Raw genomic sequence first — 19,442 nt, 5'->3', positions numbered from 1 at the left:
ACGCGCTCCCAGAGCGCATAATCGCAATCGTGACCCCTGTGACCCGTGTGACCCGCGCAGACCTCGATTCCATCCCAGCCTACGTGCCCGGGCGCAGTTCTCCGCGGGCGATCAAGTTGGCGAGCAACGAATCGACACAAGGGCCGTTGCCCGGTGTCGCGCAGGCCATCGCCGACGCTGCCGCGACCGCGAACCGTTACCCCGACAACACTTCGGCCACGCTGATCCGGGCCCTGTCGGAGTCACTGGATGTGCCAACGGAGAGCATCGCGACCGGCTGCGGCTCGGTGGGCCTCTGCCAGGAACTGGTGCAGATCACATGCAAAGACGGGGACGAGGTGATCTACGCGTGGCGCTCGTTCGAGGCCTACCCGGTCGTGACGAAGGTGGCCGGTGCGACACCCGTCCCGGTTCCCCTGACCGCAGAGCAGGGCCACGATCTCGATGCGATGCTGGCGGCGATCACCGACCGCACCCGGCTGATCTTCGTGTGCACTCCGAACAACCCCACCGGAACCGCACTGGGCCGTGAGGAACTCGAGCGCTTCCTCGACGCGGTGCCCGCGAACATCGTCGTCGCGCTCGACGAGGCGTACTTCGAGTACAACCGCTCCGGTGTCGACGGCATCGAACTGGCACGGACTCGACCCAACGTCGTCGTACTGCGCACGTTCTCCAAGGCATACGGACTGGCGGGGATCCGAGTCGGCTACGCGGTGGCCGATCCAGCGATCATCACCGCGCTGGCGAAGGTGCACACGACGTTCAGTGTCAGCTCGGTGGCGCAGGCTGCGGCGATCGCCTGCCTGCGCGCTCGGGACGAGCTGTTGCAACGCACGCATGTCGTCGTCGCCGAGCGCGACCGCGTCCGCGATGCTCTGCTCGCCGCCGGCTACGACGTTTCGGTCACCGAGGCCAACTTCGTGTGGCTGCCCCTGCGGGACCGGTCCGCCGCCTACGGCCAGGCCAGCGCCGACGCCGGAGTGTTGATCCGCCCGTACGCCACCGACGGCGTCCGCGTCACGATCGGCGACGCGCACGAGAACGACGCCTTCCTGGCCTTCGCGACGTCGGCGGCTGCGCTTCAGTTGGCCGGGATCCCCACCCCGTAACTGAACCGGAACCGACTGCCCCGCGCGTTCACCCGGACCGCGTCACACACCGAGCGAGCGCGCGAGGGTAGGCCACGCCTCATGCAGATCGTCCTGCCAGTACGGCCACGAGTGCGTTCCGTACGGGCGGTACAGATAGGTCGCCGGGATGCCGAGCTGCTCGAGGCGCTGCTGAAACAGCTGCGTGCACCAGTTGGACACGATCTCGAGCGGCCCGCCGATAACGACCTTCTCGACCATGTCCGGTGCCCCGACCTCGTAGGGGCCGGGAAGGCCATTGCCAGTCGAAACGAAAATGTCCTTGCCGCGCAGGCTCTCCGCGTTCGCGGTTGGATCGTGTTCCAGCCACCCCGGACCACCGGGCGGTCCCCACATGTTGTCGGGGTTGCCGCCCCTCGACGCGACTGTGCCTCGCACCGCGAGCTCTGATTCGAGTCGGGTGGTGTCCATGCAACCGCTGAAGGCGGCGACCCCGGAGTAGAGGTCAGGGTTGCGGGTGATGAGCGTCATTGCGCCCTGCGCCCCCATCGACAGTCCCGCGATCGCGTTCACCCCGTTGCCGTTGAACTGGCCGTCGACGATCGGGGGCAGCTCACGGGTCAGAAAGGTCTCCCACTGGTTCTCGCCGAGAACCGGGTCGGCTTGGGCCCAGTCGGTGTAGTAGCTGGCGAGCCCGCCGATGGGCAGAACGACGTTGACGTTCTTGTCGGCGAAGAACTCGACGACGTCCGTCATCTGCGTCCAGGTGCTCTCCTGGTAGTTGGACTCGGACCCGGCATTGACGCCATCGAGCAGGTACAACGACGGCCGGGGCTCGTCGCCCTCCGGGTGCAGGATCTGCACCTGCACCACCCTGCCCATCGAGGGCGAATCCACGAACACCGCGGTGCGCTGGTCGGTCAACTCGACCACGTTGTCGACGACCGCCGAGCTCTCTGCGACCTGCTGCGTAACCGCCCAGGGCGCGGCATGCGCCACCGCCGCAGGTCCCAATATCGTCAGTGCGGACGCCAGTCCCACGACAACGGCAGATCGCCGCCCCATTACTCCTCCGGTCTCCCCCCCGGATCATCGGTTCGAGCCCACTGTGTCCGAGCCCACATCGAGCCCACAGTACGGAAGGTTCGATGCAAGTGGTGGGAGCTGAACAATATTCAAGCGAGCGACCGTTCAAGAATCTCTTATATCCGCTGGCAGACGCTTTCCTGAGACGTCGGTGTGAGTTTGTCTACCCCCCGACCGCGCGTGGCGTCCTGTCCGACGGCCCTCGCACACGAGATTCTTGCCGGACCCGAGTGGTACGACTGTCTGGTTCTGTTCGCCGTGGTCACTGCGCGCGCCCAGGGTCACCGCGTCGATCAGCGGCGTCGTCCGTCGTTCGCTTCGGCGAGACCTCGGCGCGTGAATTGTTGCCAACGTTGAGCTGTGGCTGCGGGTATCGCCGCAAGTAGTGTGAGTTTCGTCCACCGAACCAGACGAGTGGAGCAACCCCGCAATGCCCACGAAGATCATTCTCGACTGCGACCCGGGACACGACGATGCCGTCGCGATCTTGCTCGCTCACGGCAGCCCCGCAATCGAGTTGCTCGCCGTCACTACCGTCGCCGGCAACCAAACCCTGCCGAAGGTCACACGGAACGCGCTCGTAGTTGCCCGCGTCGCCGGGATCGTGGACGTCCCCTTCGCCGCCGGTGCCGAGCGCCCATTGATTCGCGAGCCTGCGACTGCCCCGAACATTCACGGCGAGTCCGGCCTGGACGGCCCCGAACTCCCCGAGCCAACGATCGAACTCGACACGCGTCATGCCGTCGATCTCATCATCGAGACGGTGATGGCCCATGAGCACGGGACGGTGACGCTGGTGGCGACCGCGTGCTTGACGAACCTCGCGTTGGCCGCACGCAAGGAACCGAGAATCGTCGACCGGGTCCAGAGGGTGGTCCTGATGGGCGGTGGCATCCATGTCGGCAACCGGACCCCGGTCGCCGAGTTCAACATCCTTGTCGACCCGGAAGCCGCGCACATCGTCTTCAGCGCCGGATGGCCGGTCGTCATGGTGGGCCTCGACCTCACCCATCAAGCCCTCGCCACCCCAGAGGTTGAGCAAGCGATCGCCGCCATCGGTACCGGACCAGCACGGTTCGTCGGTGCGCTCCTCGACTTCTACGGACAGAGATATAGGGACACGCAGGGATTCGGGGCTCCCCCGGTGCACGACCCGTGCGCCGTGGCGCATGTCATCGACCCGACGATCGTCCGCGCCGTTCCGGTCCCGATCTCGATCGAAACCACCGGCACCCTCACCCTCGGTATGACTGTCGCGGACTTCCGCGCCCCGGCGCCCGACGACTGCCGAACGTCTGCCGCGCTCGAACTCGACCGCGAACGGTTCTGGGGGCTCGTCCTCGACGCGCTCGAGCTGATCGGCGACCCGGAGAGCTGAGCCGGTCAGGCCTGGAGGCCGGCCTCGACCTCGAGGTTGATGTTGATCTGGTCGCCGACGACGGCTCCGCCGCCCTCGAGCGGCATGTCGATGCTGATACCGAAGTCCTTGCGGTTGAGGGTGGTCTTGGCCTCGAAGCCTGCGACCGGGCCGCGACCCATGCCCGGGTTGACACCAAAGAACTCGGCGGCGAGTTCGACAGGCTTGGTCACGCCGTGCAAGGTGAACTCGCCCTCGATGACATAGTTCGGACCGGCCTCACGGACACCGGTCGAGACGAACGTGGCCGTCGGGAACTGCTCGACGTCGAAGAAGTCGGCAGACCGGATATGGCCGTCGCGCTGCTCGCTGTTGGTGTCGATGGACGCCACCTGGATCTCGGCCCGCACGGACGGGGTGCCGTCCACGGCGATAGTGATCGCGCCCGAGAAGTCGTCGAAGCGGCCGCGTACCTTGCTCACCACCAGGTGGCGGACCGTGAAGCCGACGGTCGAGTGAACGGGATCGATGGCCCAGGTTCCGGAGGTCAATCCAGGAAGGCCGAGAGCGGTAGTCATGTGAACTCCCGAGGAAAGAGTCTAGTGTTCGCCTGCAACGCTCACACCGCCGCCGCCGTTCCGCAAGGTGGCGCCGACGTCGGTCACATAACGTTCCCGGTTGTCCCCTGCGCTCGGCGGGAGTTCCTTCAGATGTGCACGGCCACACGGGTTGCAAGACGGCGGAGTCCTTCTGCGGTCGCGTTATCGGTGTCGACGGTGTACGCGATGGATTCCGGGATCCAGCTCAGCTTGATCATCAAGTCCTGAAGAGACTGCCCACCAATAGGCCACCGGGTAGCTACGCCGTCCACGGCGTAGCTCCCCTGTGCCCATCCCTTGGCGTAGTCGACCCACTCCCGCAGGCCGACCATGAGTACGACCTCTGCTTCGTACGCACAGTCGATACGTGAAAAAGACTCGCGGACGAAGTCCGCCGGTGAGTCCGCCGGAAGGTCACGCTGCCGGAAGATTTCACCAGTTGCTCGCACAGCGGTCATTCTGTCGGCACGAAATGTCCGCCACCCCTCCCTGTGACGGTCCCAGCAAACGACGAACCACGCGCGTTCGGAGGGCACCAGCGCGATTGGTTCGACGCTGCGTTCCTCGGCTTGGCGATCCGGCCTGGTGTAGTCGAAGTTCACCACCTCACGGTCTCGGCAGGCCAGTGCCAGAGCGCCGATGCCGTCTGCGGGCGGAGCGACCCTCCCGGGATCGAGGGGAGTCACGTGCTCGGCGACAGCGGATACCCTCGCTCGTAGCCGTGCAGGCAGTATCTGTTCGAGCTTTGCAATGGCGGTCGTGGTGGTGGTCTGTCCGTCGACAAGCCCGTTCGCAGCCGCCACACGAATGCTCGCGGCAATCGCCACAGCTTCCAAGTCGTTGAAGACGAGGGGTGGCAACGCACTGCCCGCGACCAGTCTGTAGCCGCCGTACCGACCCCTGACCGCTTCGACCTGGTAGCCCATCTCGCGGACACGCTCCACGTAACGACGGAGGGTGCGCGGCGTAATGTCGAGACGCCTTGCTAGTTCTGGACCGGCCCACTGCCGGTGCGTCTGCAGCAAGCCGAGTAGCTCGAGTACGAGCTCGCTTGTCGTCTTCGCTGACATTCCGCAGCCCCATCCCCTCTACCAGAATCCACCGATGAAAGTGCCGGTTGTCGAGGGTCGAACTGGAGACAGCACCATCGAACCAAGATGACTTATGTTTATACACAAGACTTTTAGCGGTTCATGCGGGAGGCCGATCACATGGCAGGTGCGCGATCGCCTGCTTCACCACGGTGACATGTTCGTCGGCGGTGTTCGGCGGGCGGTAGCCGAGGGTACGGTCAGCTTTCGAGCAATTCGGCCTCTTCCTTGTCAGTTACGAGTGCTCGATCTCGAGTGCGACATTGCCGCGATACTTCCCGCTGATGAGATTCTTCAGTGCTGTGGGGGCGTCCGTGATGGGACCTTTCAAGCCAGTGTGTGGGAAGACCAGCTTTCCTTCCGAAAGCCACGTTCCGAAATGCGTTGCCCAGTTCCGGATCTGCTTCTGCGTATGGAGCGTCGCGAACGGAAAGATACTAAGGTTCTTGGTGATTGCGGTCATCAGATTCAGTCGCGGCCAAGCGTCTGCGTCCTTGGACACCTGACTCGACAGTGCTCCGCAGAGTGCAAAGCGCGCGTTCGGCTTCGCCGCGCGAATCGCTGCCTCGAACTGATCCCCGCCTACGTTGTCGAAGAAGACATCGATGCCGTCCGGAGCGAACGACTTGATGTTCTCGACCAAGTCGCCGGTCTTGTAGTTGAAAGCTCCATCGAAATGCAGTTCCTCCACCAGATAGCGAACCTTCTCGTCTGTACCTGCGCTGCCGAGAACCATGGCGGCACCGCGGATCTTCGCGATCTGGCCCGCAAGGGACCCAACGCCTCCGGCTGCGCCGGACACGTAGACGACATCCCCTGGTCCAACCTCGGCGACATCGGCCATTCCGTAGAAGGCGGTGACGCCTTGGTTCAAGTAGTAGGCGGGACTGGGGACGACACTCCGATCGAGCTTGGTCAGCTCCTCGGCCTTGGCAACTTGGTACTCGCTCCAACCGGTGAACGCGAAGACCAAGTCGCCTTCTTCGAAGTCCGCAGATCGCGACTCGAGCACCGTTCCGACAACGGCACCGCCCACTGTGTCCCCTAGCTGGTACGGCGGCATCGGGATCTCTGCATCCACACGCATGAGATCCGTGAACGCCGGCACCACCTGCACGAAGTCGATCCGGATGAATACCTCGTCGTCCCCGAGGTCCTTTGTTTCGACAGTCCTGACTGTGAACTGACGGTCCTCTACTTCCCCTACGAGATGCTCGGCGAGAGCGATGCGCTCGTACTCTTCTGGGATTGCTGGAGCGGTTGCCACGACGGTCCTTTCATAGGGAATCGGTACAACCGAAAAGCTAGAGCGGTAGTAGGTCTCTCAATGTCCTGTATGAACTAGATCACATCGATTCAGGTTGGGCGTGTGAGCGCGGTGGCGAGGGTCGGTACGAGTTCCTCGTGAGCTACTGCAGTGGCACCCAGACTTCGCCACCCCGATGTCAGTCGTGTGATCTCATCGCCGGGAGACCCGCCATCGTGCGATGCGGCCTTCGCGGGCTGGTTTGAGGTCTCCCCGGATCATCCTGCGGAAAATCGGAAGAATCTTGGGGGACGCGACAACCATGTCCAACACTGCTTGCCTGCCGGCGCGTCGCATGACCCGCCGGATAACCGCCGGCCGCGCCAGTCGAGGTCGGGCCTGCAGCCGGCTCGGATCACCTCCGGCCATGGCCTCCTTCAGGGCCTCTTCGACGGCTGACGGGTCGTTCCACATGTTCCGAAACACCACGGTCCCTTGTGGATCGATCACGTAGACGATGTTGGGCATTCCCCCATAGGCTCGGTGGACCTGGCCGTCGAGGGTGTCGATGAGGATGCGGCGCCCTTCCCGCTCTTCCCGGCGCAACAAGCTGGCTGCGGCTGTCTTGTCGGCGAGGCAGCGATGTGGGCCGAGGTTTTCACCGGGGTGGGCTTCACGGATATAGAGCACCAGGAACGCGACGTCCGGAAACCGGTACGTGAGCGCGTTCATCGTGGTGATGCCCTTTCCGAACATCGGGCAAGTGGCACAACCGGTTTCCAGGACGACGAACCGGCCGCGGAAGTCAGACAACGCCACCTCAGCGCCGTCGATGTCGGTGACGCGGAAATCCGGTGCCGGATCGCCGATCTTCGGGCCGCCGAATTCCTGGTGCAGCGGATATTCACTCGGGTCGAAACGAGTGTAGTTATAGATCAGAGCTGCATCCCGGGCTGAGGAAGGCCGGCTGCTGGTTCCCTGCGGGCGCGTCGACGCCGAATCAGATGTGGTCATCGTTGCTCCTTAGAATTTGCTCCAGTACCTCAATTCCTAAGACCCAAGGGAGCTTTCAAATGCGCTCACCGGGGCAAGGGTTAGTCGATACGCGCTGCGTGCACGGTCCAGAACGGCATATGCACCAGGTGGTTTTCCAGCAGCGGCCCGATAGTTCGGAGTTGCTCCAGGACGGGCCGCATCCGCTCTGCCCACTCCTCGTTGCTGATCAATTCGGACATCTTGGCAAAGGTCTCGGGGGCGAAGCGGGCTTGGTAGGTAGTGGTCCCCAGGTAGTCGATGCGCCAGCCCGACGCCGGAAGTACCCGCGCGAAGTTCTCGGCTGGCAACCCTTGTATCTGTAGACCGTTGACGTTGTGGCGGCCGACCTCGAACAAATACAGTCGCGCTCCGGGTTTGGTGGCCCGGTGCAAGGCCCGCGCATACCGTTCCTGGGTGTCTTCGTCTTCCTCGAAAGTGTGGTAGAAGGCACTGTCGACGACGGTGTCGAACCGATTCTCGAGTCCCTCGAGCGCCGTAGCGTCGGCCACCCGAAAGTCCACCGTCACCCCGGCCGTCAGCGCGTTGCGTCTGGCCTGTTCGATCGCCGCGGGCGAAGAATCAATACCCGTGGCCGAGTATCCCTTCGACGCGTAGTAGATCGCGTTATGGCCCGGCCCGGTCCCCGGATCGAGCACCTCGCCGCGCAAGGCGCCGTAAGCCACCAACTCCTGCACCACGGGCTGTGGGCCGCCGATATCCCACGGCGTCAACGGTGCCCCTCCGTCTGTCGTCTGCCCGCTGCGGTACAGCGCGTCAAAATCTGGTCGTTGAGAAGACATAATCCCTACTCCTCAGTGTCTTGTTCATTACCGATTCGCGTCATCGGACGCGGTCTGGGCAATTCGATTGAGAACCCCAATCCTCTAGATCCAAGCAAGTTTTCAAATGCGCTCACCGGGGCAAGGGCTAGTCGATACGCGCAGCGTGCACGGCCCAGAACGGCGCATGCACCAGGTGGTTTTCCAGCAGCGGCCCGATGGTTCGGAGTTGCTCCGTGACAGGCCCCATCCGCTCTGCCCACTCCTCCAACAACTCCGGGTTGCTGATCAGTTCGGACATCTTGGCAAAGGCATCTGGGGCGAAGCGGGCTTGGTAGGTGGTGGTCCCCAGGTAGTCGATGCGCCAGCCCGAAGCCGGAAGCACCCGCGCGAAGTTCTCGGCCGGCAACCCTTGAAAATGTACGCCGTTGACGTTGTGGCGCCCGAACTCGAACATATACAGTCGCGCTCCGGGTTTGGTGGCCCGGTGCAAGGCCCGCGCATACCGTTCCTGGGTGTCTTCGTCTTCCTCGAAAGTGTGGTAGAAGGCACTGTCGACGACGGTGTCGAACCGATTCTCGAGTCCCTCGAGCGCCGTAGCGTCGGCCACCCGAAAGTCCACCGTCACCCCGGCCGTCAGCGCGTTGCGTCTGGCCTGTTCGATCGCCGCGGGCGAAGAATCAATACCCGTGGCCGAGTATCCCTTCGACGCGTAGTAGATCGCGTTATGGCCCGGCCCGGTCCCCGGATCGAGCACCTCGCCGCGCAAGGCGCCGTAAGCCACCAACTCCTGCACCACGGGCTGCGGGCCGCCGATATCCCACGGCGTCAACGGTGCCCCTCCGTCTGTCGTCTGCCCGCTGCGGTACAGCGCGTCAAAATCTGGTCGTTGAGAAGACATAATCCCTACTCCTCAGTGTCTGTTCACTACTTGTTGTCTGTTCACTACTTGTTCGCGCCGTCGGACGCGGTCTGATCACCCTCATCGGGGTGCGTTTGCTTTCGTGAAAGCTCATGACTTGCCCTGCAACGGTGAGGGTTCAACGGCGTCTCAGCCAGTACCAGGTGCCGGCGATGGCGCGGCGCAGCATGAGCCGCTCGAGGATGAAATCTTTGCGCTCGAAACGTTCAACGGTGAAGTCGCGGCTGAACGCATCGGAGATCTTGTCGGGTTTGATGCGGAGGGTCTCCCACATCATCAACGGCGTTCCCGCCTCGGTGACCGCCGCCAACTCGGCGACATAGACGGGTTTGGCGGCGTCGGGCAGTGAGTGATAGCAGCCCATGTCCAGCACGAGGTCGATCGGTTTGCCGATGTCCAGCTGCGAGAGCTCAGTCGCGTCACCCTCCAGGAAGGCGGCCCCGGCAATCCCATCGGCAGCACGCCGTGCACGCTGGATGGCGGTGGCCGAGAAGTCGACGCCGGTGGCCCGCCAACCATGCTTGGCCAGGTAGATCACATTGGTGCCGGTCCCACAGCCGACATCGAGTGCGTGCCCGGGTGGCAACGCATCCTCGCCTTCGACGGCGTCGCGTAGTTGCTCAGGGGGCGGGGTGTCCCACATCGGCCGGCCGAGCCGGTAGATCGTGTCGAACACGGCGTGGCGCCAACTCATGGTCGGCCCCCTCTTGGTCGATCGGTGGGTGACTGAGTTCGCCGAGCAGGTAGCGCTGCAGTGTCGCTCCCAGATCGGCGGCGACGAGCTCGCGGGGATGGGAAGCCAGCGGTTCGATCCCGACGATGTAGCGCGCCAACGTCAGACCGATCGTCTGCGACATCACCAGCCCGGCCCGGTAGTCGGCGTGATCGGCGTCCAAACGCTCGGCGATGGGGACGACGAGATTTCGCGTGAGAAACTCTCGCACCAGACGCGCGGCTTCGGGTTCGGACGTCGCAGCGCGGATCATCCCAACGATGGGTCGGCGACGAACCTCGTCGTCGAGGATGTCGAGCACGACGGTGGCCAACCGCACCCCGGCGCTATCGGGCTCACCGCTCGTGACGTGATCGATCAGCTCGCTCGGATCGATTGGCAACTCGACCACGGCCAAGAACAGATCGAGCTTGCTGCCGAAGTAATGGCTCACCAGAGCCGGGTCCACTCCGGCCTCAATGGCTATCTGTCGCATCGAGGTGCGGTCATAACCCAGCCTTGCGAATTGCTCGCGGGCAGTGTCCTCGATGAGGGCCCGGGTGGTGTTGGGTCCCGGACGGCGCCCGGTGCGCTTGGCAGGACGATTCACGTCTCGACCTCTCCTAGACCGCCGAATTCAGCATCTACCGAATTCAGTATACGCGGAATTCCAACCGAGGTCTGCGATGAGTCCAGCGTTAATAGGTCAGCCGCCACGCTCTCGTTGACGCCCTCAGAGCGCACTCGGGCAGGCCGAACCAGGTGAAGAATCTGTCTGACTCTGCCCACACAAGTGCAGAATCTGCACCTACCTCGGTGCAAAGTTTGCACCACGAGAAGGACCTCGTCTTCTCTCTCTGGCTAAATATTCGAACGCACGTTCGAGTCTGATGCTACGGTTGTGGCGTGGCCCGGGGGAAGCAGGCCATGCGATCGCCCCGCCGTAATGGCTCTACGGCGGGGCGTCGTCGTGATGTTGGCACCGACCATCTGGTATGAAATCGGACATGGGAATCGTGCGTACCTCAACCGCTCGCGTCCTCGCACCGTTCGACGCGACACATCAGGCGATCATGGAAGCGATGCAGGCCGTCGGCCAGGACGTCACCCCCGGCAACCCGATCTACGGCACCGCAAAACGCTCGATCCGGAAGAACCGGTGGGCGTCCACTGTCTCCGCTGGCGTCCGGCCGGAGACCGACACCACGACCCTCGTCGATTGGTCGGTCGAAATGATGGGCGACAAGCACACCGCGGTTGTCTCGGAGATCCTGCAAGCCCTCCCCGGCATCGAGGTCGACGACCTCGGGGTCACGGACGCACTCGAACGTCTCGGAAAGATGGGCCGCTTCTTCGGCTTCCAGGAGGCGTCGGCGCTCACCCAGTACATCCACACCGACGAACGTGTCGTCGAGCTCGCTCAGGGCGTCTACAACGGCAAGCAGGGAATGCTGGTGTTGACGACGCAGCGCCTGTTCTTCTTTGACAAGTCACTCCTCGGCGCGCAGGTTGAGGAGTTCGAGTTCTCGGCGATTGGATCGCTGGGACATTCCCAGAAGATGACTGGCGAGACAATCAGCATCTCGATCTCGGGACGGTCCGCGGAGATCAAGCAGGTCGCACACGGCCGGGCCGAGACATTCATTCAGGCGTTCCGGCGGGTAAAGGCCGATGCTTCCGCGGCATCAGCGCCTGCACCGACGGTGATCCAGGCTGCGCCGGCACCGGATCTGGCTGAACAGATCAAGAAGCTCGCTGAGTTGCGTGAACTGGGTGTGTTGAGCGATGAGGAGTTCGAGTCGAAGAAGTCGGAGTTGCTCGCCCGCATGTGAGCGAGTGTCTGTGACAACTTTCGGTGATTCCCACCCACGCGGTCAGCATCAACAAGTACCCCGCTAGTAAAAAATAACCCCTCACCTGCAATAACAGGTGAGGGGCTTCGGCGGAAGCGGAGGGATTTGAACCCCCGGTCGCTCTCGCGACGCTCGCTTTCAAGGCGAGTGCATTCGGCCGCTCTGCCACGCTTCCGTGGCGAATATTAGCCGCAGTAGTCGCCGCGGGGGAAACCGATCAGTCGACTGCGCGGTCACCGATGGCAGCGTCGACCTTGGCGAAGACGTCGGCGAGGACCTTCAACTCCGTCGTGTCGAGCAGGTCGATGAGGTAGCTACGCACTCCGGCGACGTGAGTGGGAGCGGCCTCGGCGAGCCGACGCCGACCCTCGTCGGTGATGACGGCCAGCACGCCGCGGCCGTCCTCGGCGCACTGGCCGCGCTCGACCATGCCCTCGTTCTCCATGCGTCGGATCTGATGGGTGAGCCGGCTGCGCGACGACAGCACGCCGTCGGCGAGGCCACTCATCCGCAGCGAGCCGTCCGACGACTCCGACAGCATCGCCAGGATCCGGTACTCGGCCAGGGAGATGTCGTGAGCGGACTGCAGCTCCCGATTCAATACGTCCATCAGTCGCTGACTGCCATCGATGAAACCGCGCCACGCGCGCATTTCCTCGGCACCGAGCCACGCCGGCACGGCACCCGCGGTTACTCGAGCACGTGCAATCACGTATGCATCGTAGTGCTACCTATCTCCCAACTGAACGCAGTACGCTCGCATCGATCTCGCTGACGCTGGACAAACCGGCCAACCCCATCGTGACGTCCAGGTCCGCCAACAGCATTCGCAGCGCGTGCCGGACGCCGTCGGCGCCCGCCAGCCCCAGCCCGTACACCCAAGGCCGCCCGTACAGGACTGCGTCGGCTCCCAGGGCGAGTGCGATCAACACATCTGCACCAGACCGAATTCCGGAGTCCAAGAGCACGGTGGCCCGACCCTCGACCGCGGCCGCGACAGGTCCGAGGGCCTCGAGCGCAGCGATTGCACCGTCAACCTGGCGGCCGCCGTGGTTGCTGACGACCACGCCGTCGGCGCCAGCGTCTACGACAGCTCGCGCGTCGTCCTCGTGGAGAATGCCCTTCACCAGAACGGGGAGACCGGTCCATTCACGGATCTTCACGATGTCCGACGCCCGCAGCGTGTGATTGCCGAACTGCGATACCCAGGTGAGCACCGCCATCTGCATCGCCTCGGGACCGTCCTCGGGCGGAGCCGCCAACTTCGAGCGGAACACGGGGTCCGACAGGTAGTTCGCGATGCCCTGCGCCCGCAGGAACGGGAGGTGGCCGAGTTCGAGATCTTTTGGACGCCAGCCCAATCCCGGAGTGTCGACGGTGACGACGATCGCCTTCGCGCCAGCCTTCGCAGCCCGCTGCACCAGCGACTGCGCCAACTCGTCGTCGGCCGGCCAGTACAGCTGGTACCACCAGCTATCGCCCGAGACGGCCCCGACGTCCTCGATCGTCGACGACGCGGCGGTCGAGAGCACCGACCCGACACCGAGGTCGGAAGCCACCTGGCCCACGATCGTCTCCCCCTGGTCGTGGACCAGACTGAGCACCCCGACCGGGGCGGTGAGCACCGGTGCCGCGAGATGGGTGCCCAGGATCTCGACGCTGAGGTCGCGGGCGTCGGGAGCGGTGGTGCCGCGCAGCATCCGAGGCACGATCGCATGCCGGGCGAAGGCGTCGAGGTTCGCGGCTGCGGTGCGCTCGGTGGACGCACTGCCGGCGATGTAGGCGTACGCCTCCGCACTCAGTTCCTCCCGCGCCCGCGCCTCGAGCCCGGCTGCGGTCATCGGCAGCTCGGGGCGCGTCCCTGAGATGCCGGCCAGATAGATTTCGTTTTGCATATTGCCGAAGAAGGTCACGCGGTGACGCTATCGCGACGGACTAGCGTCGGGGGCATGTACGCGATCACGATTTCCGAGCCCGGTGGGCCCGAAGTGATGTCCTGGACCGAGGTTCCCGATCCCACACCCGGGCCCGGCGAGGTCGTCCTCGATGTGGCCGCGACGGCCGTCAACCGCGCCGACTTGCTGCAGCGCCGCGGCCTGTACCCGCCGCCGCCCGGCGCGAGCGACATCCTCGGTCTCGAATGTTCCGGTGTGATCACCGAGATCGGACCGGACGTCCGCGGTTGGCAGGTCGGCGACCGTGTAGCGGCGCTGCTCGCCGGGGGCGGCTACGCAGAGAAGGTGGCCGTCCCGGCCACGCAACTACTACCGGTCCCTGAAGGGTTGGACCTGCGGGCGGCGGCGTCGCTGCCCGAGGTTGCGTGCACCGTGTGGTCGAACCTGGTGATGGAGTGCGGCCTGCATGCCGGCCGGGTGCTCCTGGTCCACGGCGGCGGAGGGGGCATCGGCACCCATGCCGTCCAGGTCGGCCGGGCCCTCGGCGCCCGCGTCGCGGTCACCGCCGGATCCACCGTCAAACTCGAATGGTGCGCCGAGCTCGGCGCGGAGATCCTGATCAACTACCGCGAGTCAGACTTCGTCGAGGTGCTACGCGAGGCCACCGGCGGCCACGGCGCCGACGTCATCCTCGACAACATGGGCGCGTCGTACCTCGACCGCAACATCGACGCCCTCGCACCCGACGGCCAGTTGGTGATCATCGGCATGCAGGGCGGCTACGCCGGCGAACTGAACATCGCCAAGCTGCTCGCCAAGCGCGGCCGGATACTCGCGACCGGACTGCGGGGACGACCCGTGAAGGGGCCGTCGAGCAAGGCCGCGGTGATCGCCGCGGTCCGCGACAAGCTGTGGCCACTGGTCCGCGACGGCATCGTCCAACCGATCGTTCACGCGGAACTTCCGATCACCGAGGCGCGGACGGCGCACGAGATGCTCGACTCCGCTGACGTCGTCGGGAAGCTGGTCCTAGCTGTTGCGAAGGACTGACCGCGGCTGGACGTTCAGCCCAGCGACGACAGGTGCTTGACGAGCTGGTCGATCTCGTACCGGGTGGTGTACGGCGCGAGGCCGATGGTGATCGCGCCTCCCTCGTCGTTGACGCCCAGTGCGTCGAGCAGGCGACCACCGACGCCCGGGCCGCTGACGGTTGCGATCCGGTTGTCCGCGAGGTGTGCGGCCACCTTGTCGGCGGTCATGCCGGCGACGGTGAAGCTCAGCGTGGGCACCCGGATCGGCGACCGCCCGATGACCGTCACCAGCGGCAACGCGTCGAGCGAGCGCATCAGGTACTCGAACAGCTGGTCGTGGTAGTCCTGCAGCGAGCTGATGGACGTCTCGAGACGCTGACGGCGGGTACCGGTCGCGGTCTCCTCGAGCCCCGCCAGGAAGTCGATCGACGTGGTCAGCCCGGCGAGCAGCGCGAACTGGTGGCCGCCGACCTCCAAACGTTCGGGGCCACGGGCGTGCGGGTTGAGTGACATCGCCGGAATTCGCTCCAGCATCGTCGGATCGCGGAACACGAGCGCACCGACCTGTGGGCCACCCCACGACGGCGCACTGACGGCCACGACATCGGCACCGAGCTCGCCGATGTCGACGTGTGCGTAGGGCGCGGCACCGATTGCATCGACGACGATCAGGCCGCCGACCTCATGAATGCAGTCGGCCGCGGCGCGCACCGCCGGCGCCGATCCGACGATCGACGACGCCGCGGTCAGCGCCACCAGCCGTGTCGTCGGCTCTACCAGTTCCGTGAACTGCCAGCTCGGCAGCTCGCACGTCTCGATCTCCACCTCGGCCCACCGGACCCGCGCGCCGTATCGGCTCGCGACCCGCAGCCACGGCGCTACGTTCGCTTCCTCGTCGAGGCGCGACAACACCAGCCCGGTCCCGAGTCCGAGCCGGGAGCTGAGCGATTCGGCCAGCCACGCCAGCAGCACCGCACGGTCGGAGCCCAACACGACACCCGCGGGATCACCGCCGACGAGGTCGGCGACCGCCTCACGCGCGGCCGTGACGATCCCTGCGCTGCGTTGCGCGGACAGGTGACGGCCCGTCGACGAGGACGAGGACGACCGGAAGGCCGTGGATACGGTTCGTGACACGGCATCGGGGATCTGCATTCCGGCTTGCGGGTCGAGGTGAATCCATCCATCGCCCAGCGACGGGATCAGTCCACGTACTCGGGCAACGTCGTAAGCCATGTCGGACACTCTAAGTCCCGCTGTCAACATCGTGCGATTCAGATCCGGCCCTGGGACAGGCGTTTGCAAGCGCTGTTTCGGTGTCGAACGGCCCACCCTCAGCAGTACGCCGCCGGAAGATAGAAAATGGAGCCATGACGCAACCGGATAACGAACGCGTGCTCGTGATCGGCCCCGACGGTCGCCCGGTCCCCATTGCCCACGGCGGGGACCGTGCCGACAGCTCACAGCCTGCGACCGAAGCCGGAACCGAGCAGGACGATCAGGACTCGCTCACCGACATGGTGGAGCAGCCGGCGAAGGTCATGCGCATCGGAACGATGATCAAACAGCTGCTCGAGGAGGTGCGCGCCGCTCCGCTCGACGACGCCAGCCGCACACGGCTGAAGGAGATCCACAAGTCGTCGGTGCGGGAGCTCGAGCAGGGCCTTGCACCCGAGCTGCGCGAGGAACTCGAGCGGCTCACGCTGCCGTTCAAGGACGACACGGTGCCGACGGACGCGGAACTGCGGATCGCGCAGGCCCAGCTCGTCGGCTGGCTCGAGGGCTTGTTCCACGGCATACAGACCGCCCTGTTCGCCCAGCAGATGGCGGCGCGCGCACAACTCGAGCAGATTCGCCAGGGCGCCCTCCCGCCCGGAATGGGCATAGGACCGCAGCACCGTGTGCAGGGATCCGACGACAGCTCGTCGTCCGGGACCGGTCAGTACCTCTAGACCAGGCCAACCCGGTCAGGCGGGTCGGTCCGCTCCCGAACGGTAGGCTCGGAACTCGTGTCAGCAGCAGCCTTGGATCACCAGCCGGCCTCGAACGGCGAGCCCGGCGAAGTCGTGTCCGACTCGCAGACGTTCCGTCGCGCGTTCCAGGACCTGCGGGAGGGGTTCGCGCAACGGGAGTTGTGGCTCAACCTCGGCTGGCAGGACATCAAGCAGCGCTACCGCCGGTCGGTGATCGGCCCGTTCTGGATCACGATCGCCACGGGCGTGCAGGCGAGCGCGATGGGCATCCTGTACTCGGCGCTGTTGAACATCCCTCTCCAGGAGTTCCTGCCGTACGTCACCGTGGGTCTGATCGTGTGGGCGCTTATCAGCGCGTCGATCCTCGAGGGCTCCGAGGTGTTCATCTCCAACGAGGGGCTGATCAAGCAGCTGCCGTCGGCGCTGAGCGTGCACGTGTACCGGCTGGTGTGGCGCCAGATCCTGCTGCTGGCGCACAACCTGCTCATCTATGTGATCCTGCTGTTCGCGTTCGGGGTGTGGCGGCACCTGAGCTGGACATCGCTGACGGCGATTCCCGCGTTCGGCCTGCTGGTACTCAACGCGCTGTGGGTGTCGATCGTGTTCGGCATCTTCGCGACCCGCTACCGCGACATCGCACCGATCCTCGGAAGCCTGACACTGCTGCTGTTCGTGCTGACCCCGATCATGTGGTCCACCCAGGCGCTCGAGGCGCAGGGTGAGGAGGTCGCCAGGCGGGCCAAGATCGCGGAACTGAATCCGCTGTTCCACTTCCTCGACATCGTGCGGGCGCCGATGATCGGGCAGGATCAGGATGCCTACCACTGGTACATCGTGCTGGGCTTCACCGTCGTCGGCTGGGCGGTCGCGCTGTACGCGCTGCGTAAGTACCGGGCCCGCGTGGCCTACTGGGTCTAAGGGGGCCACGTCGTGACAAACCTGACCAGCAAGGTGAGCATCGAGACGCGCGGTGCCTGCGTCGACTTCCCGATTTTCGACGCCAAGTCGCGGTCGCTGAAGAAGGCGTTCCTCGGCAAGGCCGGCGGCGCAATCGGCCGCAACAACTCCGACGTCGTCGTGGTCGAGGCACTGCGCGACATCACCCTGTCTCTCGAGGAGGGCGACCGCGTCGGCCTGGTCGGCCACAACGGCGCCGGCAAGTCGACGCTGCTGCGACTCCTGTCGGGCATCTACGAGCCCACCCGTGGCAGCGCCCGCGTCCGTGGCCGCGTGGCACCGGTCTTCGACCTCGGCGTCGGCATGGACCCCGAGATCTCCGGGTACGAGAACATCATCATCCGCGGTCTGTTCCTGGGGCAGACCCGCAAGCAGATGATGGAGAAGATGGACGAGATCGCGGAGTTCACCGAGCTCGGCGAGTACCTGAACATGCCGCTGCGCACCTACTCGACGGGCATGCGAGTGCGCGTCGCGATGGGTGTGGTCACCAGCATCGACCCCGAAATCCTCCTGCTCGACGAGGGCATCGGCGCGGTCGACGCCGAGTTCATGAAGAAGGCCCGCATCCGCCTGCAGAAGCTCGTCGAACGCTCCGGCATCCTCGTGTTCGCCAGCCACTCCAACGAGTTCCTCGCGCAGCTGTGCGACAGCGCGATGTGGATCGACCACGGCCAGGTGCGGATGCGCGGCGGCATCGAGGAGGTCGTGCGCGCGTACGAGGGCGACGACGCTGCCGACCACGTGCGCCAGGTGATCACGGACCTGGAAAAGGAAACATCGGAACAGACCGGCCGGGGACGGGCCTCGTGACCGAACGCGTCGGGGACAGCCCGACCACTGCGACGGTCATCGGCGTCGTCGTCACCCACAGGCGACGCGAATTGCTGGCCAAGTCCCTGAAGGTGCTCGCCGGGCAGACCCGACCGCTCGACCATCTCGTCGTCGTGGACAACGGCGACGAGCCCAGCGTCCGTGAACTCGTCGAGAGCGCCGACGTCCCCACTACCTATCTGGGGTCCAAGCACAATCTCGGCGGCGCCGGCGGATTCGCACTCGGCATCCTGTACGCGCTTTCGCTGGGCGCAGACTGGGTGTGGCTGGCCGACGACGACGGCCACCCCGAGGGCCCCGACGTTCTCGGAACGCTGCTGGCGTGCGCGAGGCGGCACGGCCTCGCCGAGGTCTCCCCCGTCGTGTGCGACATCGACGACCCGGACCGGCTCGCGTTCCCGCTACGCCGCGGCCTCGAGTGGAAACGATGGCGTTCCGAGCTGGGCGACGAGGACCTGCTGCCCGGCATCGCCTCCCTGTTCAACGGGGCGTTGTTCTCCGCGGCCGCGATCGACGCCGTCGGCGTACCTGACCTGCGCCTGTTCGTGCGCGGTGACGAGGTCGAGGTGCACCGCCGCCTGATCCGCTCCGGGCTGCCGTTCGGCACGTGTCTACAGACCGCGTACGTGCACCCCAACGGCGCCGACGAGTTCAAGCCCATACTCGGCGGCCGGATGCACACGCAGTACCCCGACAACGAGACCAAGCGCTTCTTCACCTATCGCAACCGCGGGTACCTGATGGCCCAGCCGGGGATGCGCAAGCTCCTGCCTCAGGAGTACGCACGCTTCGGCTGGTACTTCCTGGTCAACCGCCGCGACCCGAAGGGACTGCGCGAGTGGCTGAGGCTGCAGAAATTGGGGCGTCGGGAGCGGTTCGAGCGGCCCTGAGATCCTCCCCGCGTCCGGTCCGTAACCGTACGTGCTCTGGTCTGACACAGAACGGTCGCACCAGCAGGCTTTAGCCAGACACCTCCCACCG

Annotated in this window: 20 protein-coding genes and 1 tRNA gene; 8 read left to right on the top strand and 13 right to left on the bottom strand. The window is 65.1% G+C overall.

The features are described 5' to 3' along the window. Positions 1–38: 38 nt before the first annotated feature. Complete coding sequence (gene hisC / locus EGT50_RS15920; RefSeq protein ID WP_127955795.1) at positions 39–1,112, top strand: histidinol-phosphate transaminase; 1,074 nt, start codon at positions 39–41, stop codon at positions 1,110–1,112. Positions 1,113–1,154: 42 nt separating this feature from the next. Here the strand turns inward: hisC and EGT50_RS15915 are convergent, their stop codons facing one another. Next, positions 1,155–2,156, bottom strand: a complete 1,002-nt coding sequence (locus EGT50_RS15915; RefSeq protein WP_127955640.1) for an alpha/beta hydrolase — start codon at positions 2,154–2,156, stop codon at positions 1,155–1,157. 451 nt (positions 2,157–2,607) lie between these two features. Between EGT50_RS15915 and uriH the strand changes: the two genes are divergently transcribed. Next, positions 2,608–3,555 (top strand): uridine-preferring nucleoside hydrolase UriH, encoded by a 948-nt coding sequence (gene uriH / locus EGT50_RS15910; protein WP_127955639.1) that lies wholly within the window; start codon positions 2,608–2,610, stop codon positions 3,553–3,555. Between the two features lie 5 nt (positions 3,556–3,560). On the opposite strand, the gene EGT50_RS15905 is transcribed toward uriH, so the two are convergent. From EGT50_RS15905 to EGT50_RS15870, 8 genes are all read right to left on the bottom strand, one after another. After that, complete coding sequence (locus tag EGT50_RS15905) at positions 3,561–4,112, bottom strand: YceI family protein (RefSeq protein ID WP_127955638.1); 552 nt, start codon at positions 4,110–4,112, stop codon at positions 3,561–3,563. 128 nt (positions 4,113–4,240) lie between these two features. Further along, complete coding sequence (locus tag EGT50_RS15900) at positions 4,241–5,203, bottom strand: helix-turn-helix transcriptional regulator (RefSeq protein WP_127955637.1); 963 nt, start codon at positions 5,201–5,203, stop codon at positions 4,241–4,243. A gap of 256 nt (positions 5,204–5,459) precedes the next feature. Next, positions 5,460–6,491, bottom strand: a complete 1,032-nt coding sequence (locus EGT50_RS15895) for an MDR family NADP-dependent oxidoreductase (protein ID WP_206615853.1) — start codon at positions 6,489–6,491, stop codon at positions 5,460–5,462. Between the two features lie 192 nt (positions 6,492–6,683). Next, positions 6,684–7,484, bottom strand: coding sequence for a TlpA family protein disulfide reductase (locus EGT50_RS15890; protein ID WP_127955636.1), 801 nt, complete (start codon positions 7,482–7,484; stop codon positions 6,684–6,686). Positions 7,485–7,564: 80 nt separating this feature from the next. Further along, entirely contained in the window at positions 7,565–8,305 is a 741-nt protein-coding gene (locus EGT50_RS15885) for a class I SAM-dependent methyltransferase (RefSeq protein WP_127955635.1), read from the bottom strand. A 127-nt stretch (positions 8,306–8,432) separates the two neighbouring features. Then, entirely contained in the window at positions 8,433–9,185 is a 753-nt protein-coding gene (locus EGT50_RS15880) for a class I SAM-dependent methyltransferase (RefSeq protein ID WP_127955634.1), read from the bottom strand. Between the two features lie 139 nt (positions 9,186–9,324). Further along, the gene (locus tag EGT50_RS15875) at positions 9,325–9,900 is read right to left on the bottom strand and encodes a class I SAM-dependent methyltransferase (RefSeq protein WP_127955633.1); all 576 of its coding nucleotides are present in this window, start codon (positions 9,898–9,900) and stop codon (positions 9,325–9,327) included. After that, positions 9,827–10,528: a TetR/AcrR family transcriptional regulator gene (locus EGT50_RS15870; RefSeq protein ID WP_127955632.1), complete on the bottom strand. Its 702-nt coding sequence runs from the start codon at positions 10,526–10,528 to the stop codon at positions 9,827–9,829. Before EGT50_RS15870 ends, EGT50_RS15875 begins: the two co-directional genes overlap by 74 nt. A 397-nt stretch (positions 10,529–10,925) precedes the next feature. On the opposite strand from EGT50_RS15870, the gene EGT50_RS15865 reads away from it, so the two are divergent. Beyond that, a complete protein-coding gene (locus tag EGT50_RS15865; RefSeq protein WP_164873432.1) occupies positions 10,926–11,750 on the top strand; it encodes a PH domain-containing protein in 825 nt (274 codons plus the stop codon). A gap of 111 nt (positions 11,751–11,861) precedes the next feature. On the opposite strand, the gene EGT50_RS15860 is transcribed toward EGT50_RS15865, so the two are convergent. The 3 genes from EGT50_RS15860 to EGT50_RS15850 form a co-directional block, all read right to left on the bottom strand. Then, a tRNA-Ser gene (locus EGT50_RS15860) sits at positions 11,862–11,946 on the bottom strand. Between the two features lie 42 nt (positions 11,947–11,988). Next, positions 11,989–12,423: a MarR family winged helix-turn-helix transcriptional regulator gene (locus EGT50_RS15855; RefSeq protein ID WP_127955792.1), complete on the bottom strand. Its 435-nt coding sequence runs from the start codon at positions 12,421–12,423 to the stop codon at positions 11,989–11,991. A 79-nt stretch (positions 12,424–12,502) separates the two neighbouring features. Further along, positions 12,503–13,666 (bottom strand): alpha-hydroxy-acid oxidizing protein, encoded by a 1,164-nt coding sequence (locus tag EGT50_RS15850; RefSeq protein WP_127955791.1) that lies wholly within the window; start codon positions 13,664–13,666, stop codon positions 12,503–12,505. A gap of 54 nt (positions 13,667–13,720) precedes the next feature. Here EGT50_RS15850 and EGT50_RS15845 point away from each other — a divergent pair, with 54 nt between their 5' ends. Further along, on the top strand, positions 13,721–14,716 hold the full coding sequence (locus EGT50_RS15845) for an NAD(P)H-quinone oxidoreductase (RefSeq protein ID WP_127955631.1): 996 nt from the start codon (positions 13,721–13,723) through the stop codon (positions 14,714–14,716). 14 nt (positions 14,717–14,730) lie between these two features. On the opposite strand, the gene EGT50_RS15840 is transcribed toward EGT50_RS15845, so the two are convergent. Beyond that, positions 14,731–15,933: a cysteine desulfurase-like protein gene (locus EGT50_RS15840; RefSeq protein WP_127955630.1), complete on the bottom strand. Its 1,203-nt coding sequence runs from the start codon at positions 15,931–15,933 to the stop codon at positions 14,731–14,733. A 134-nt stretch (positions 15,934–16,067) separates the two neighbouring features. Between EGT50_RS15840 and EGT50_RS15835 the strand changes: the two genes are divergently transcribed. Genes EGT50_RS15835 through glfT1 form a run of 4 tightly spaced genes read left to right on the top strand, consistent with a single transcriptional unit; the run spans position 16,068 to position 19,351 of the window. After that, the gene (locus tag EGT50_RS15835; RefSeq protein ID WP_127955629.1) at positions 16,068–16,649 is read left to right on the top strand and encodes a bacterial proteasome activator family protein; all 582 of its coding nucleotides are present in this window, start codon (positions 16,068–16,070) and stop codon (positions 16,647–16,649) included. 57 nt (positions 16,650–16,706) lie between these two features. Then, positions 16,707–17,588 (top strand): galactan export ABC transporter permease subunit Wzm/RfbD, encoded by an 882-nt coding sequence (wzm, locus tag EGT50_RS15830; protein ID WP_127955628.1) that lies wholly within the window; start codon positions 16,707–16,709, stop codon positions 17,586–17,588. Between the two features lie 21 nt (positions 17,589–17,609). Then, a complete protein-coding gene (wzt, locus tag EGT50_RS15825; protein ID WP_127955790.1) occupies positions 17,610–18,440 on the top strand; it encodes a galactan export ABC transporter ATP-binding subunit Wzt/RfbE in 831 nt (276 codons plus the stop codon). Beyond that, positions 18,437–19,351, top strand: coding sequence for a galactofuranosyltransferase GlfT1 (gene glfT1 / locus EGT50_RS15820; RefSeq protein ID WP_127955627.1), 915 nt, complete (start codon positions 18,437–18,439; stop codon positions 19,349–19,351). The genes wzt and glfT1 overlap by 4 nt, the downstream gene beginning before the upstream one ends. Positions 19,352–19,442 lie beyond the last annotated feature (91 nt).

The sequence above is a fragment of the Rhodococcus xishaensis genome, assembly GCF_004011825.1.
Taxonomy (GTDB): domain Bacteria; phylum Actinomycetota; class Actinomycetes; order Mycobacteriales; family Mycobacteriaceae; genus Prescottella; species Prescottella xishaensis.
This window is presented reverse-complemented; position numbering and strand designations above follow the sequence as displayed.

Bases quoted from the DNA above. Each gene is read 5' to 3' on its own strand.
- EGT50_RS15905 (WP_127955638.1), bottom strand. From the start codon at position 4,112: ATGACTACCGCTCTCGGCCTTCCTGGATTGACCTCCGGAACCTGGGCC.
- EGT50_RS15915 (WP_127955640.1), bottom strand. From the start codon at position 2,156: ATGGGGCGGCGATCTGCCGTTGTCGTGGGACTGGCGTCCGCACTGACG.
- uriH (WP_127955639.1), top strand. From the start codon at position 2,608: ATGCCCACGAAGATCATTCTCGACTGCGACCCGGGACACGACGATGCC.
- EGT50_RS15885 (WP_127955635.1), bottom strand. From the start codon at position 8,305: ATGTCTTCTCAACGACCAGATTTTGACGCGCTGTACCGCAGCGGGCAG.
- EGT50_RS15835 (WP_127955629.1), top strand. From the start codon at position 16,068: ATGACGCAACCGGATAACGAACGCGTGCTCGTGATCGGCCCCGACGGT.
- EGT50_RS15865 (WP_164873432.1), top strand. From the start codon at position 10,926: ATGGGAATCGTGCGTACCTCAACCGCTCGCGTCCTCGCACCGTTCGAC.
- EGT50_RS15880 (WP_127955634.1), bottom strand. From the start codon at position 9,185: ATGTCTTCTCAACGACCAGATTTTGACGCGCTGTACCGCAGCGGGCAG.
- EGT50_RS15845 (WP_127955631.1), top strand. From the start codon at position 13,721: ATGTACGCGATCACGATTTCCGAGCCCGGTGGGCCCGAAGTGATGTCC.
- EGT50_RS15850 (WP_127955791.1), bottom strand. From the start codon at position 13,666: ATGCAAAACGAAATCTATCTGGCCGGCATCTCAGGGACGCGCCCCGAG.
- EGT50_RS15900 (WP_127955637.1), bottom strand. From the start codon at position 5,203: ATGTCAGCGAAGACGACAAGCGAGCTCGTACTCGAGCTACTCGGCTTG.
- EGT50_RS15840 (WP_127955630.1), bottom strand. From the start codon at position 15,933: ATGGCTTACGACGTTGCCCGAGTACGTGGACTGATCCCGTCGCTGGGC.
- EGT50_RS15875 (WP_127955633.1), bottom strand. From the start codon at position 9,900: ATGAGTTGGCGCCACGCCGTGTTCGACACGATCTACCGGCTCGGCCGG.
- EGT50_RS15855 (WP_127955792.1), bottom strand. From the start codon at position 12,423: ATGCGCGCGTGGCGCGGTTTCATCGATGGCAGTCAGCGACTGATGGAC.
- EGT50_RS15890 (WP_127955636.1), bottom strand. From the start codon at position 7,484: ATGACCACATCTGATTCGGCGTCGACGCGCCCGCAGGGAACCAGCAGC.